The sequence below is a fragment of the Janthinobacterium agaricidamnosum NBRC 102515 = DSM 9628 genome (assembly GCF_000723165.1).
GTDB classification, from domain to species: Bacteria; Pseudomonadota; Gammaproteobacteria; order Burkholderiales; family Burkholderiaceae_D; genus Janthinobacterium; species Janthinobacterium agaricidamnosum.
The window spans coordinates 362,403-376,201 of record NZ_HG322949.1; the positions used below are offsets into that span (position 1 = coordinate 362,403).

General features: G+C 60.1%; 14 protein-coding genes. 9 read left to right on the forward strand and 5 right to left on the reverse strand.

The features are described 5' to 3' along the window. The first annotated feature begins 4 nt into the window (after nucleotides 1-4). The 6 genes from tgt to GJA_RS01455 all read left to right on the forward strand — a co-directional run bounded on the left by tgt (nucleotide 5) and on the right by GJA_RS01455 (nucleotide 6,125). Nucleotides 5-1,144 carry a tRNA guanosine(34) transglycosylase Tgt gene (gene tgt, locus GJA_RS01430; protein WP_038487949.1) on the forward strand — a complete coding sequence of 380 codons (1,140 nt, stop codon included), beginning with the start codon at nucleotides 5-7 and terminating at the stop codon, nucleotides 1,142-1,144. A 130-nt stretch (nucleotides 1,145-1,274) separates the two neighbouring features. Next, nucleotides 1,275-1,607, forward strand: a complete 333-nt coding sequence (gene yajC, locus GJA_RS01435) for a preprotein translocase subunit YajC (RefSeq protein WP_038487951.1) — start codon at nucleotides 1,275-1,277, stop codon at nucleotides 1,605-1,607. 88 nt (nucleotides 1,608-1,695) lie between these two features. After that, nucleotides 1,696-3,561, forward strand: coding sequence for a protein translocase subunit SecD (gene secD, locus GJA_RS01440; protein ID WP_038487954.1), 1,866 nt, complete (start codon nucleotides 1,696-1,698; stop codon nucleotides 3,559-3,561). Between the two features lie 72 nt (nucleotides 3,562-3,633). Continuing rightward, nucleotides 3,634-4,656: a protein translocase subunit SecF gene (gene secF, locus GJA_RS01445; RefSeq protein WP_038487957.1), complete on the forward strand. Its 1,023-nt coding sequence runs from the start codon at nucleotides 3,634-3,636 to the stop codon at nucleotides 4,654-4,656. Between the two features lie 94 nt (nucleotides 4,657-4,750). Continuing rightward, complete coding sequence (locus GJA_RS01450; RefSeq protein WP_038487960.1) at nucleotides 4,751-5,446, forward strand: helix-turn-helix transcriptional regulator; 696 nt, start codon at nucleotides 4,751-4,753, stop codon at nucleotides 5,444-5,446. Nucleotides 5,447-5,507: 61 nt separating this feature from the next. Then, complete coding sequence (locus GJA_RS01455) at nucleotides 5,508-6,125, forward strand: glutathione S-transferase family protein (RefSeq protein ID WP_038487964.1); 618 nt, start codon at nucleotides 5,508-5,510, stop codon at nucleotides 6,123-6,125. A gap of 166 nt (nucleotides 6,126-6,291) precedes the next feature. Here the strand turns inward: GJA_RS01455 and GJA_RS01460 are convergent, their stop codons facing one another. The 5 genes from GJA_RS01460 to GJA_RS01480 form a co-directional block, all read right to left on the reverse strand. Further along, on the reverse strand, nucleotides 6,292-7,389 hold the full coding sequence (locus GJA_RS01460) for a DNA alkylation repair protein (RefSeq protein WP_144241402.1): 1,098 nt from the start codon (nucleotides 7,387-7,389) through the stop codon (nucleotides 6,292-6,294). Between the two features lie 709 nt (nucleotides 7,390-8,098). Beyond that, the gene (locus tag GJA_RS01465; protein WP_038487970.1) at nucleotides 8,099-8,473 is read right to left on the reverse strand and encodes a hypothetical protein; all 375 of its coding nucleotides are present in this window, start codon (nucleotides 8,471-8,473) and stop codon (nucleotides 8,099-8,101) included. A 91-nt stretch (nucleotides 8,474-8,564) separates the two neighbouring features. Then, nucleotides 8,565-9,401, reverse strand: coding sequence for an HDOD domain-containing protein (locus tag GJA_RS01470; protein ID WP_038487973.1), 837 nt, complete (start codon nucleotides 9,399-9,401; stop codon nucleotides 8,565-8,567). 153 nt (nucleotides 9,402-9,554) lie between these two features. Next, on the reverse strand, nucleotides 9,555-9,839 hold the full coding sequence (locus GJA_RS01475) for a hypothetical protein (protein ID WP_038487976.1): 285 nt from the start codon (nucleotides 9,837-9,839) through the stop codon (nucleotides 9,555-9,557). A 28-nt stretch (nucleotides 9,840-9,867) separates the two neighbouring features. Next, nucleotides 9,868-10,302 carry a MarR family winged helix-turn-helix transcriptional regulator gene (locus GJA_RS01480; protein WP_081905201.1) on the reverse strand — a complete coding sequence of 145 codons (435 nt, stop codon included), beginning with the start codon at nucleotides 10,300-10,302 and terminating at the stop codon, nucleotides 9,868-9,870. 178 nt (nucleotides 10,303-10,480) lie between these two features. On the opposite strand from GJA_RS01480, the gene GJA_RS01485 reads away from it, so the two are divergent. From GJA_RS01485 to astC, 3 genes are all read left to right on the forward strand, one after another. Next, the gene (locus GJA_RS01485) at nucleotides 10,481-11,365 is read left to right on the forward strand and encodes a DMT family transporter (RefSeq protein WP_038487979.1); all 885 of its coding nucleotides are present in this window, start codon (nucleotides 10,481-10,483) and stop codon (nucleotides 11,363-11,365) included. Nucleotides 11,366-11,427: 62 nt separating this feature from the next. Further along, on the forward strand, nucleotides 11,428-12,384 hold the full coding sequence (locus tag GJA_RS01490) for a GlxA family transcriptional regulator (RefSeq protein ID WP_038487982.1): 957 nt from the start codon (nucleotides 11,428-11,430) through the stop codon (nucleotides 12,382-12,384). Between the two features lie 155 nt (nucleotides 12,385-12,539). After that, complete coding sequence (gene astC, locus GJA_RS01495) at nucleotides 12,540-13,784, forward strand: acetylornithine/succinylornithine family transaminase (protein WP_038487985.1); 1,245 nt, start codon at nucleotides 12,540-12,542, stop codon at nucleotides 13,782-13,784. Nucleotides 13,785-13,799: the final 15 nt, after the last annotated feature.

Here is a 13,799-nt window from a genome sequence, read left to right on the forward strand (position 1 = left end):
AAGAATGCTGGATTTTAAATTACTGAAAACCGATACGAGCGGCTTGACCAAGGCTCGCCGCGGTACGTTGACGCTGAACCATGGCGTGGTGCAAACGCCGATTTTCATGCCGGTCGGTACTTACGGCTCGGTCAAGGCGATGTCGCCGCTGGAATTGAATGAAATTAACGCCCAAATCATCCTGGGCAATACCTTCCATTTGTGGCTGCGTCCAGGCAATACCGTGATGGAAAAATTCGGCGGCTTGCACGATTTCATGGGCTGGAACAAGCCAATTTTGACCGATTCCGGCGGTTTCCAGGTGTTTTCGCTGGGCGCGATGCGCAAGATCACCGAAGAGGGCGTGCATTTCAATTCGCCGATCAATGGCGACAAGCTGTTCCTGTCGCCGGAAGTGTCGATGCAGATCCAGCGCGTGCTGAACTCCGACATCGTCATGCAATTCGACGAATGCACGCCGTATGAAATCGACGGCCGTCCGGCCACCATCGAAGAAGCGGCCAAGTCGATGCGCATGTCGCTGCGCTGGGCGCAGCGCTCGAAAAACGAATTCCACGACGGCGGCAACCCGAATGCGCTGTTCGGCATCGTACAGGGCGGCATGTTCGAAGACTTGCGCGACGAATCGCTGGCGCGCCTGGAAGAAATCGATTTCCCCGGCATCGCCATCGGCGGCCTGTCGGTCGGAGAACCGAAGGAAGACATGATGCGCATGCTGGCCCACGTCGGCCCGCGCTTGCCGGCCAACAAGCCGCACTATCTGATGGGCGTCGGCACGCCGGAAGACCTGGTCGCGGGCGTGTCGAACGGCATCGACATGTTCGATTGCGTGATGCCTACCCGTAACGCCCGCAATGGCTGGCTGTTCACCCGTTTCGGCGACATCAAGATCAAGAACGCCAAGTACAAGGATGACAAGGCGCCGCTGGACGAGACGTGCGGCTGCTACGCCTGCCGCAATTTCTCGCGTGCTTATTTGCATCATTTGCACCGTTCCAAGGAAATCCTCGGCGCGCGCCTGAATACCATCCATAATCTGCACTATTACCTGGACTTGATGCGCCAGATGCGGGTAGCGCTGGATGAAGACCGTTTCCACGCCTTCACCCTGCAATTCCATGCGGAGCGCGCGCGCGGCGCGTAAAAGATATAAGCAGTGGACAAGTCATTGCAAAATGATTTATAAGCCCTATATGCGCGCTTGCGTCTATCGCCGCCGGCCAGTGCTAGAATACAGCGCTATTTTTAAACTGATTAGAATTATTGGAGTCACCGTGTCCCTCATTTCCAACGCTTACGCTCAAACCCCTACCGACGCGCTCGGCTTGGGCGGCAACCTGACCAGCTTCTTGCCGCTGGTACTGATGTTTGTCGTGATGTATTTCTTGATGATACGTCCACAGCAAAAACGCGCCAAAGAGCAAAAAGCGATGATGGACGCACTGGCCAAGGGCGATGAAGTCGTCACCGCCGGTGGCCTGCTGGGCACGGTTGCCAAAGTTAAAGACGCTTACGTCACGATCGAAGTGGCAAGCGGCACCGAAGTTGTGGTGCAAAAGAGCTCCGTCACGGTGTTGCTGCCAAAAGGCACCCTGAAAGCTCTGTAAGACCGTCCCTGCCGGCGCTGGTTTGCACAACAAACCGGCGCCGTTTGTCATGATGCCTCCGACGCTCAACACTGAACGCTGAAACAATATGAATCGCTATCCTGTCTGGAAATACATCCTCATCGCCGTCGCCTTATTGCTGGGCGCACTGTACACGGCGCCCAATTACTTCGGCGAATCGCCGGCGCTGCAAGTTACCAGCGGAAAATCGACCGTCAAAATGACGAGCGACATGGTGGCGCAAGTCGAACAGATATTGGTGAAAGAAAACATCAAGTCGGATGGCGTCGCGTTCGACGGCGTCGGCAGCAGCGCGTCGGTGCGCGTGCGCTTCAACGATCCCGACACCCAGTTCAAGGCCAAGCTGGTGCTGGAAAAGGATTTGAATCCCGATCATGACGACCCGACCTATCTGGTCTCGGTCAATTTGCAGCCGAATACCCCGAAATGGATGCAAAGCCTGCACGCGTTGCCGATGTACCTCGGCCTCGACTTGCGCGGCGGCGTGCATTTCCTGATGCAAGTGGACGTCAAGGCCGCGCTGACCAAGAAAATCCAGGGCATCCAGGCCAGCGCGCGCAGCAGCTTGCGCGACAAAAATATTCGCCATGCCGGTATTGAGCGTGTCGGCGACACGGTGGAAATCAAGTTCCGCGATGCGGCCACCCGCAGCCAGGCGAAAAACCTGCTGTCCGACCAGAGCGCCGACCTGGCCTTCGCCGATGCGGCCGATGGCGACGACTTGAAATTGATCGTCAGCCTGAAACCGGCGGCGCTGAAGAAAACCATCGACGATGGCGTGAAACAAAATATCTCGACCCTGTCCAAGCGCGTCAACGAGCTGGGCGTGGCCGAACCTATCATCCAGCAGCAAGGTCCTGACCGCATCGTCGTGGAGTTGCCTGGTGTGCAAGACGTGGCGCGCGCCAAGGCCATCATCGGCCGCACCGCGACGCTGGAAGTGCGCCTGGTCGATGAAACCGTGACCCCGGGCACTGAATTGTCGGCATCGATTCCCTTCAACTCGGAACTGTTCACCGTCGGTAAAAATGTACCGGTGGTGTTGTCGAAAGACGTGATCCTGACCGGCGACTATATTTCCAGCGCCACGTCGAGCTTCGACCAGAACCAGCAAGCCGCCGTATCGATCGACCTGAACGGCGACGGCGGCCGCAAGATGCGCGAAGCGACCCGCGAGCGGGTCGGCAAGCGGATGGCCATCGTGCTGTTCGAAAAAGGCAAGCCGGAAGTGCTGTCGGTGGCGACCATCCAGAGCGAACTGGGTTCGCGCTTCCAGATCACCGGCATGGGTTCGGCTGAAAACTCGATCGAACTGGCCTTGCTGCTGCGTTCCGGCGCGCTGTACGCACCGATGGACGTGATCGAAGAGCGCACCATCGGACCGCAACTGGGTGTCGAAAACATCAAGAAAGGTTTGCATTCGACGATGTACGGCTTTGCTGCGATCGCGATCTTCATGATCCTGTACTACATGATGTTCGGTTTCTTCAGTGTGCTGGCGCTGGCTTGCAACCTGTTGTTCCTGATCGCCTTGCTGTCGATGCTGCAAGCGACGCTGACCTTGCCGGGCATCGCGGCGATTGCGCTTGCGCTCGGTATGGCGATTGACGCCAACGTGCTGATCAATGAGCGGATCCGCGAGGAACTGCGTGGCGGCGCCTCGCCGCAAGCGGCCATCTCGGCCGGTTTCGAGCGCGCCTGGGCGACCATTCTCGACTCCAACGTGACCACCCTGATCGTCGGCCTGGCCTTGCTGGTGTTCGGTTCCGGCGCGGTGCGCGGTTTCGCGGTCGTGCATTGCCTGGGTATCCTGACGTCGATGTTCTCGGCCGTGTTCGTTTCGCGCGGCGTGGTCAACCTGTGGTACGGCCGCAAGAAAAAGCTGACCTCGGTTTCCATCGGCACCGTCTGGACGCCAGGCTTGTCCAAATAAGCGGCGCCTACCCAATAGCGACAGCACAGCGTCCGGCCAGGCCGGGCGCCTTACCAGAACTCAGAGGATTTCATGGAATTTTTCCGGATCAAAAAAGATATTCCCTTCATGCGCCATGCGTTGATTTTCAACGTCGTGTCGGCGCTGACTTTCGTGGCGGCGGTATTCTTCCTGCTGCACCGCGGCTTGCACCTGTCGGTCGAATTCAAGGGCGGCACCGTGATGGAGGTGAAATACCCCAAGGCGGCCAACCTGGAGGGCATCCGCCACACGCTGACCGCGATGGGCTACGATGAACCGAGCGTGACCAGCTTCGACACCGCGCGCGACGTGATGATACGCCTGCCGGTGGTCAAGACCGCCAGCGGCGCGAACAGCTCGCAACTGGCGTTCGATGCGCTGTGCAAAGCCGAGCAAGGCACCAGCAAGGAAATGGACACGATTACCGACAAGGGCGAGCACGTGGTCAAGACCGGCTGCGTGGATGCGACCGGGACCGAATCGGTGATGCTGCAAAAAGTCGAATTCGTCGGCCCGCAAGTGGGCGACGAGCTGGCGCAGAACGGTTTGAACGCGCTGATCATGGTGATCATCGGCGTGATGATTTACCTGGCCATCCGCTTCGAATGGAAATACGCGGTCGCGGCGATTTTCGCGAACTTGCATGACGTGGTCATCATTCTCGGCTTCTTCGCCTACTTCCAGTGGGAATTCTCGCTGACGGTGCTGGCGGCGATCCTGGCGGTGCTGGGCTACTCGGTCAACGAATCGGTGGTGATCTTCGACCGGATTCGCGAGAACTTCCGCAAGCAGCGCAAGGCGAGCGTTACCGAAGTGATCGACAGCGCGATCACCGGCACCATCTCGCGTACCATCATCACCCACGGCTGCACCCAGATGATGGTGTTGTCGATGCTGTTCCTGGGCGGCCCGACGCTGCACTATTTCGCCGTCGCGCTGACCATCGGTATCTGCTTCGGCATTTACTCGTCGGTGTTCGTGGCCGCGGCGATCGCCATGTGGCTGGGCGTGAAACGCGAAGACTTGATCAAGCCGATCAAGGAAAAAGACGAAACCGACGGCGCGGTGGTGTAAGTTTCGCTGCCGTTCGTGTGAGTGAAATGCCGCCCCGTGCAAGCCGGGCGGCATTTTTACTTTGTAAGTATTCACTATTTGCTGAGAGGTTGTCATGAGCCGTGCCGGCCGCCTGTTTTTATTGATGGATGCATTGCGCGGCAACCGCCGCCCGGTGACCGCGGCCTGTCTGGCGCGCCAGCTGGGCGTATCCGAGCGCACCATTTACCGCGACATCCAGACCTTGTCCGAACTGGGCGCGCCGGTCGAAGGCGAGGCCGGTATCGGTTATCTGCTGCGCACGGGTTTCTTCCTGCCGCCGCTGATGTTCGGCGCCGACGAGATCGAGGCGCTGGTGCTGGGCGCGCGCTGGGTGCGCCGCCAGGGCGACGCCGGGCTGGCGCAGGCGGCGTCGAACGCGCTGGCCAAGATCGCCGCCGCATCGCCCAAGGATTTGCGCGACAACATGGCCGAAACCAGCTTGTGGGTGCCGCTGTGCATGAGCGGCGAAGACAGCCACGATGTCTTCGTGCAGCCGACGCGCGAGGCGATACGCTACCAGCACAAGCTGCGCATCGCTTATCGCGATGAAAAGGGCGACAGTTCGGAGCGCATCGTGTGGCCGTTCGCGCTGGCTTTTTTCGATGGCAAGCGCTTGCTGGCGGCCTGGTGTGAAATGCGCGCCGCGATCCGCCATTTCCGGGTCGACCGCATCGCCGCCGCCGCATCGACCGGCGAGCGTTATCCGACCCGGCGCCACGACCTGCTCAAAGTCTGGCGCGCGGAGAATGGCATCCACGAAGACTCCTGACAGGAATTGACGCGGCAGCGCCGTACGATGGTGGCTTGATTCATTCACCGGAGTAAATAGCATGCGCCTGTTTCACAATCCTGTCTCTTCGAATGCACGCCGCGTCATGATGACCGCGATCCAGTTGAACCTGCCGCTCGACTTGACCGAAGTCGACCTGATGAGCGAGGACCAGCGGCGCCAGTTGCAGGAAATTAATCCCAACGGCATGGTGCCGGTGCTGCAGGACGGCGACTTCCTGCTGCCGGAATCCTGCGCCATCATGCAATACCTGACCGAGCAGACGCCGGGCCAGACGCTGTACCCGCAAGCGCCGCGTACGCGCGCCGAAATCAACCGTTGGATGTTCTGGGGCAACCAGCATTTCGCGCCGGCGATCAGTGTGCTGACCTGGGAAAAAATCTGGAAAGGCATGGTGGGTTTCGGCGCCGCCGACAGCAAGGAAGTGGCGCGCGGAGAACGCGACCTGGCGCAATTTGCGACCGTACTCGACAATCACCTGGCCGGCCGTGAGTGGGTGGTGGGCAACAGCTTGAGCCTGGCCGATTTTGCGCTGGCCGCGCCGCTGATGTACACCGTGGCGGCGAAATTGCCGGTGAGCGGCTATCCCAACCTGATGGCGTGGTACGGCCGGGTCCAGGCGCTGGATGCCTGGAAGCAGACCGATCCGGTGTATTAATTTCACCCTAATCTTTTTATTAATTTTATCCTTATGTTAGTTTGGTGACAGACGGATATATTGCCTGAAAGCTATTCTTGCCCAGTCCGTTTCAGGACATCCCCAGCTTTGGATTTCGGCCCGCCTCATGGCGGGCCTTTTTTATGCTGCCCCGGCCTGCTCTCGCCTAGCGCGACAGCTCGAAAAAATCCTTGCCCAGGCTGAGGCCATTGACGACGACTTCGACGTCATGGCGGCCCGGGTGATGGATGCGGGTGGTGAAATCGCGGATGCTCTGGGCCCGGCTCAGCGTGACCGCCTGGCCGGGCGGCAGCGTCACTTCCTTCAGCTTGAACACCTTGGCCGACACCGCGCCGGATTTCTTGACGTAGTGGACGATGTAATCGACCACCAGCCGTTGTTCTTCCGCGGCGGTCGATTGCAGCTGGAACGACAAGGTGACCTTGTCGCCCAGGCGGATCTGGCGCGGCTCCACCGCCAGTGCCGACAGCGCCACTTGCGGCGCGGCGCCGGCGCCGATGATGGACAGCGCGCGCTGCTCGCCTTGCTTGATCAGCGTGCGCAAGGCGTGCTTGACGATCCACCTGGTGTGCGGCTGTTCCAGCGGCCACTTGCCGATCTGCGCGAACAGCCAGTCCGGATGATCCTTGCTGATGTCGTTCAAATGGTTGGCGACCGATTTACGGACGTACAGGCTGCTGTCATTGTGCAGGTTGTCGAGGATGGACGCGACGGGCGACGGGTCCTTGACCAGCGCGTCGAGGCGGAACGACCAGGGCAGGCGCGGCCGGCAGCCTTCGCTGGCCAGGCGGCGCACCGCGTCGCTGTCGTCGCGCGACCAGCCTTCCATGATGGCCAGCGCGCGCGCCTGGTCGGCCAGCAGGAAGGCGCGTACCGCGAATTCGGAGGTGCCGAAACCGGTGAAGAATTTCAGCGCCGCCATCGACAGCTCGAAATGCTCCAGGCCGTACAGACTGACAAAGTCGGGCGGCACCATGCTGGTAAAACCGCCGCGGATGCGCGGTATCAGCCGCCGCAGCACGTCCAGCGCGGCCGGATAATCCTGGGGCAGGGTGGCCCGCAGGCTTTGCGACATGCGCCGTACCCGTTGCAGCAGCGATAGTTCAGCCAGGCCGGGCAACGCCAGTTGCAGGAAAAGTGGTGCATCGAATGCGGGATACACCGCCTGGACATCGACGGCGACTTGTTCGAAGCGGCTGTGATTGAGCGCGTCTTTTAATGCCGGGGCTGCGGTGCTGGTCATGATGGCCGTAATGGATGGAAACGGCTGTCATTGTAATTGCATCAGGGCAACGCTGTCTTATGTGGGTGAACGCACAGAGTACTTGCCCTTTGCCGCATATAGTGGGGTTGTCTCTTTCAGGACATCCCTAGCTTTGGACTTTGGCCCGCTACCCAGCGGGCTTTTTTTACGCCTCGGTCCGCCGGCAGCTTGCTGTGCCTGGAATATTGCCGGATCTATCGAATGGAACTTTATGGCGTCGCTTATTACTTATTCTCATGAGTAGCTGCAGCTATCATTATTTTTCATATAAGAATATGGCGCACGATTTGGCGCTGTTTCTCCGATTGTGAAAAAATTATTTAATTATTTAATTATTTAATTATTAATAAAAAGAAAAATGCCTACAACAAACGCTGGAAATCCGACTCCTATAAATTATGCAACGCACATGCCGCCGGCTTACACGCCCCAAGCTTCTGCCACACCTCAAACCCAGTCTCAAACCAAGCCTTCGGCCAAACCCAGAGGCACGGCGCCCCGTAGTTCGACGCTAGACAAGGCCTGGGCTGCATTGCAGGGAAATGCTGCCGCAGACACAAAGAAAGCAAGTACCTCCAAATTCCCAAGAGGTCCAGAAGGCAACTTGTTACCCAATGCTATTCACTCGTTAAAAACGACAAAGCACAGCGAGGTCGCCAATATGTCCCTGGTAAGCAGGGATAGTGTATTACGGCAACATGAGCAATCCCGGAAACAGAATGAGCCCCAGTATCCAGTGCCCTTGGTCAGCCGGGAGCAGGCAATGCAGGCCCAGAAAGATGCCCGGAAACAAAGCGAGCGGCAAAAAATGGATGCGCAGGCAAACGCTTTCAAAATACCCTTGGTAAGCTTGGATGAGGCAAAACGGCGTGAACAGGCGAAGCGGAATCAGTCGTTGCGCAGCCAGTTTGATTTTGATTGAGATTGCTTTGTAAAGTATCTTGATCGCGGCGTCGTTGCTGTGTGACGGCGTATGTCGCGGATGTTGCTGCTGATCTGTACTGTACGCTTCAAGATGTGCAATCGGAGCGGTGAGTTGAGCAAGTGCTTGTTGCTGGCTCAAGCAGTTGGCTCAAGCAGTTGGCTCAAGCAGTCTGACTCTTTCTCACCGTTTTTCATCCTGATTGTTTAATGCCAATCCGTGAAAAACTTTGTTACAGCATCAGCACCGCCAGCAGCGACTTCACTTCATCGCTCGCTTCGGTCAGGATATGGTTCAGCGTATCGTCGCCGATCTCGCAATCGATGCTGCGCGCGGCGCGGTTTTCGACGGCGATGCGCAATTCGTGCAGCGGCGAGGCCACCGGCGCCAGGTCGTTCGCCAGCAGCAGCGTGTCGCCCAGCGATTCCGGCGGCAGCGCGCGCAAGCCTTCCCACAGCGCGCCGATGGCGACCATGACCGGATCCGGCACGGCCAGCTTGTTCAGCACGCCGAGGCCGATTTGCTGTTCGCCGTGATCGACCCAGTCTTCCGGTTCGCCATCCAGGATGCCGGGGAATTCGGCGGCCCGCGACAGCATGTAGAAACCGCCGACTTCATGCATGATGCCGGCGAACAGCGCGGTTTCCGGATCGACCCTGGTGACGCGCCGCGCGATCACTTGCGACAGCGCGGCGACGTGGGCCGTGTGTTCCCACAGCTGGTCGGCCTTGGCCTTCAACAGCGGATCGGTGATGGCGCTGCCGAGCTGGCGCACGATCAGCGCCGCCACCAGCGATTGCAAGGTGCGCACGCCGACCCGCTGCACCGCCACGCGCACGCTGGTGATCTCATTGCCGGAACGGTTGTAGGCCGCTGAATTGGCGATCGCCACCGCACGCGCCGCCAGCAGCGGATTGGCTTGCACCAGCCTGGCCGCCGTATCGGTATGACAGTCCGGGTCGCTCAGGGTTTCCTGCAGCTTCAGCGACACCGCCACATTGCTGGGAAAGGTCAGTTCGCCCCGGCTGGCTTGGGCGGCAATGCTCTGGAAGGCGGCTAGTCTGTTCATTGAAAAAATTATACTCGCAATATTGCTTGATGGAACTTTTGTGAGACTTCGTTGAACAATATCATTAAACCAGGCCAGCCAGACGAAAAAACGGCCGGTACCGGGGAAAAATCGGTAGCGGCCGTTGTTGTTCGGTGGTGTAACAAGCCAGCGTTAGTCGGTTTCGCTGAAGATGGCGTCGCAGCCTTGGACGGTTTCGTCGCTGTCCTGCAACTCATCGACCAGGCCCAGGTCGAACAATTCCTCGACCGCGTTCATGAAACTGTTGTGTTTGGTCGCGCCTATCAGGCGGTAGATTTCGCCAGCCTCATTGCGCACGCCGATGATCAGTTTTTCCTGGCGCACCAGTTCCGGCGTGCTGGCGTTGAGCAGCAGGTTGCCGATGATGTGTTTGTCGAAGTGTGCCGGCTTTTTGCCGTCGAGCAGAGTCGTTTTCAATCTTTTTCCTTGGTTTTTGCTTGTTTGCTTATTTTTTATCGGTGCCCGGCGCATCCCGCTTGCAGGCCTTCTTGCAGCAGCCGCCAGCGTCGATGACATCTTTTAAATCAGACAGCGTTTGCTCCAGCTTGCTGAAATCGTCATCGCTGAATTGCGAAAACATCCGCTTGCCCTTGCTCGTCACGGCTGGAAATACTTCGCCAAACACCTGATCGCCTTCATCGGTCAGGCGGACGAAGTAAGAACGTTTGTCGCGCGTGCAGCGTTGACGGCTGATCAGCCCCTTTTGTTCCAGCCGCTCGACCACCCCGGTCAGGGTGCCCTTGGTAATCAGGGTTTTCTGGCCCAGTTCCTTGAATGTCATGCCGGGTGTATTGCCCAGCGTGGCAATGATGTCGAATTGCGCGTGCGTCAAGCCGAACTTTCGTACATACTCGCCCGCGAAGCGCTCGAAGCCTTGCATGCACTCCGCCAGCAGCCGGATACTTTTTAGATATCGTTCACCCATAGGACGTGATTATATCCCCAGCGCCCTTATTTTTCTGCCGCGCCCGCTGGTGCGCCGGGTAACATGGCGACTGTTGCCGTATGTGCATGATTGTATCGGCACGATCCCTCCAGCCCATTCCTGAGACCCTGAAATGAAACATCAGTTCCGCGGTATTGTTGCCCTGCTTGTCGTCACCTTGGTGTGGGGCACCACTTTCCCGACCATGAAAGGCTTGACCGCACACTTTTCGCCCGTCGTCATCATCATGCTGCGCTTCGGCGTGGCGGCGCTGGTGCTGCTGCCGTTCCTGTGGCGCGCCACCCGCGCCGATTGCCGCTCCGGCGCACTGCTGGGGCTGGTGTTGTTTATCAGCTACGTTTTTCAGGTCGAGGGCTTGGCGCTGACCAGTTCCAACCGCAACGCCTTCATCACCGGCCTGAATGTGCTGGTGGTGCCGCTGCTCGGTTACCTGGCCGGCCACAAGCCGGGCCGCCACATGGTGGTCGCGTTGCTGCTGGCCGTCGGCGGCCTGTTCGCGCTGTGCGCCGACGGCGACGCCAGCTGGGGCAATGGCGAAACGCTGGCCTTGCTGGGCGCGTTTTTCTGCGGCCTGTATGTGCGCATGATGGAGACCGCGACCCGCCAGGCCAGCCGGCTGATGACGCTGACCGTGATGCAGATCGCCACTGTGGCGGTGTGCGCCGCGCTGTGGCTGGTCCTGGGCGGCGCCGGCTTCGGCGAATCCGGCGTTGGCGCAGCCGCGGTGCGCGAACATGCCGACAAATTCATCTACCTGGGCGTGGTCTGCACGGCGGCCATCATTTCACTGCAAACCTGGGGCCAGCGCCACAGCAGCGCCAACGAGGCGGCGGTGATTTACGCCTTCGAACCGGGCGCGGCGGCGTTTTTCGCCTATTTCTGGCTGGGCGAGGTGATGACCTGGCAAGGCTGGCTCGGCGCGGCACTGCTGATCTCCGGTATGATAATGAGCCAATGGAATGCGTCGCGTCCGGCCGGCGCGCTGGTGCCGGAGTGATGCGCGCTTTCTTTTCCGACCCCTCATGTTGATAACCAGACAGATGCCCGTGCGCGCTTTCGATGTCATTCGCTAATCTCTCCCGCATCGGGCTGGACAAGCCCTTGCGTTTCTTGCTGATCAATGCGGGAACTGCCGATACGGCCGACTCGATCAGCTGGGCCGGGCTGGTGCAGCCGCTGCGCCTGTGCGCCCGCGAGCTGGGGCCGGAGGTGCTGCGGCTGGAAGTGCGCACCCCGGAACAGCTGGTGGCCGAAACGCCCGGCCACTGGCATGTGGCGCTGCTGGTGGCCGATGAAACCCAGGCCGCCCTGCGTCCGGAACTGTGCCGCGCGGTGATCGAACGCTGCCGCGCCGCGCCGTTCTGGGGCGGCGTCGGCGCCGGCGTGCTGTGGCTGGCCAGCGCCGGCGTGATGGACGGCGTGCGCATCGCGCTGCCGTGGGCGCTGTACGCCGATGCCGAAGCGCGGGCCGAGCGCGCCATCCTGACGCCGCATCTGTTCGACATCGATGGCCAGCACCTGACTTGCTGCGGCGGCGCCGCCAGCATCGACTTCGCGCTGACGCTGATCGAGACCATCTTCGGCGCCGACGTGCAAGCCCATGTCAAGGAAGCGCTGTGCGTCGACCGGGTGCGCGGCAAGGAAGAGCGGCAGCGGGTCGCGTTGCAGGCGCGTTTCGGCGCGCTGCAGCCGAAACTGTCGGAAGCGGTGACGCTGATGGAAGCGAATATCGAGGAACCGCTGTCGACCGACGACATCGCCAACCTGGTCGGCCTGTCGCGGCGCCAGCTGGAGCGGCTGTTCAAGCAATACCTGGGCAGTTTGCCATCGCGCTATTACCTGGAATTGCGCCTGCAGCGGGCGCGCCAGTTGCTGCTCGATACCCACTATTCGATCGTGCAAGTGGGCCTGATGTGCGGCTTTTCATCGGGCTCGCATTTTTCGACCGCCTTCGGCGCGCTGTTCGGCAATACGCCGCGCGAAGAGCGCCAGCGCAAGCTGCTGCCATCGAATTAAGCTTTTGGCAGCTTTTTAGGCAGCGCATGCCGGTGAAAAATGAAAAACCTTGTCGCAGATTCAAAAGAGTTTTAGCATCCCCCTTTTTATAATGCAGTACACGCGCAGCCGCCATGGCTGCGATGGTCCTGTACCCTAACATTGATGGGAATGCCATGAACGCCAAGCTTGATTCGACTGTCGCCACTCGTCCAGTCACCAGAGACACTTTCGATGCCGTACTGGTTCCAACCTACGCGCCAGCCGCGATGGTGCCGGTGCGCGCCGCCGGACTGGATCTCTGGGACCAGAACGGCAAGCATTACCTCGATTTCACGGCCGGCATCGCGGTCACCGCACTGGGCCATTGCGCGCCGGTGGTGGTCGACGCGCTGACCAGGCAGATCAACACCCTGTGGCACCTGGGTAACGGCTACACCAACGAACCGGTGCTGCGCCTGGCGCTGGCGCTGACCGAAGCGACCTTCGCCGACCGCGCGTTCTTCTGCAATTCCGGCGCCGAAGCGAATGAAGCGGCGCTGAAACTGGCCCGCAAATACGCCCACGCCAAGTTTGGTCCGCACAAGTCGCGCATCATTTCCTGCTTCAGCTCCTTCCACGGCCGCACCCTGTTTACCGTGTCGGTCGGCGGCCAGGCCAAGTACACCGAAGGTTTCGAACCGCTGCCGCAAGAAATCAACCACATCGCCTACAACGACATCGAAGCGGCGCGCGCCGCCATCGGCGATGACGTGTGCGCGGTGATTGTCGAGCCGATCCAAGGCGAAGGCGGCGTAGTGCCAGGCAATCCGGAATTCCTGAAAGAGCTGCGCGCGCTGTGCGACAAGACCGGCGCCCTGCTGATTTTCGACGAAGTCCAGTCCGGCATGGGCCGCACCGGCGCACTGTTCGCCTACATGGGCTACGGCGTCACGCCGGACATCCTGACCGCCGCCAAGGCGCTCGGCAACGGCTACCCGATCGGCGCCATGCTGACCACCGACGCGCTGGCGCAAACGCTGGCGGTCGGCACCCACGGCACCACCTACGGCGGCAATCCGCTGGCGGCCACGGTCGGCCTGGCCGTGCTGGAAACCATCAACACGCCAACCTTCCTGGCGCGCGTCAAGGCAGCCAGCGTGGCGCTGATCGGCGTGCTGCAAGGCTTGATCACCGACTACCCGCAAGTGTTTTCTACCGTGCGCGGCAGCGGCTTGCTGCTCGGCCTGGTGGTCAGCGACGCCTACAAGGGGCGCGCCAAGGACATCCAGAAAGCCGCCGAAGCGCAAGGCTTGATGGTGCTGATCGCCGGCATGGACGTGGTGCGCCTGGCGCCTGCGCTGGTGGTGTCCGATGAACAGATCTTTGACGCGGGCCGCCTGCTGCGCGCCGCCGTCGACAGCCTGCTCAAGGCCGGCTAAGGCACTGTTGTTTTA